Source organism: Corynebacterium sp. KPL2830, from assembly GCF_040225635.1.
GTDB lineage: Bacteria > Actinomycetota > Actinomycetes > Mycobacteriales > Mycobacteriaceae > Corynebacterium.
In genome coordinates this window covers 1-746 of record NZ_JBEHFR010000069.1, presented here as the reverse complement: position 1 = coordinate 746, position 746 = coordinate 1, and the positions used below count along the sequence as shown (strand labels likewise).

Genomic DNA, 746 nt, shown 5'->3' with positions numbered 1-746 from the left:
ACTGCACCCTGTTGCGGGTAGCTTTACGCAGTTCATTGTTGAATGATTCAATCGAATTCGTCGTATAGATTACCTTCCTGGCTGCTGGCGGGAACTGCAGAAACGGTACGAAACGCGCCCAAGCATCCCGCCAGACCTTGACTGAGCGGGGATACTTTTCTCCTAATTCAGAGGCTTCAAATTCGTCTAAAGCAGCCTGAGCTGTGGATTCGTCTGCAGCGGTGTAAATCTTTTTCAACGCGGCCGATACGCCTCGGCGATCCCCGTAGGCTACCCATCGGTTAGCTGCGCGAATCAGGTGCACGATACAGGTTTGCACCATAGAGTTCGGCCATGTTGCCTCTACTGCTTCTGGCAAGCCTTTCAGCCCGTCACAGCAGACAATAAAGACGTCTTTGACCCCACGGTTAGAAAGATTGGCACATACCTGCGCCCAAAATGAAGCGCCTTCTTCTTTGGCGATCCATAGGCCCAAAATGTGCTTAATACCGTCAAGATCCACACCAATTGCCATGTACGCGGATTTGTTGACCACTCGGCCACCGTCGCGGACTTTAATGCGTAACGCATCCAGGAAGATAACGGGGTAGAACTCATCTAGCTGGCGGTTTTGCCAGACCATGACCTCGTCGAGGACGGCGTCGGTGACTGCGGAGATCGTCTCATGGGAAATATCGACACGCATCGCAGTAGCCATATGATGCTGGATATCCCGAATGGTCATCCCACCGGCATACAAGCTGACG

At 52.5% G+C, this 746-nt stretch carries 1 protein-coding gene; it reads right to left on the bottom strand.

Features of this window, described 5'->3' with window-relative positions; all coding sequences use genetic code 11:
• A partial coding sequence (locus ABRP87_RS11245; RefSeq protein ID WP_349868866.1) for an IS256 family transposase occupies positions 1-746 on the bottom strand: 746 nt, incomplete at both ends.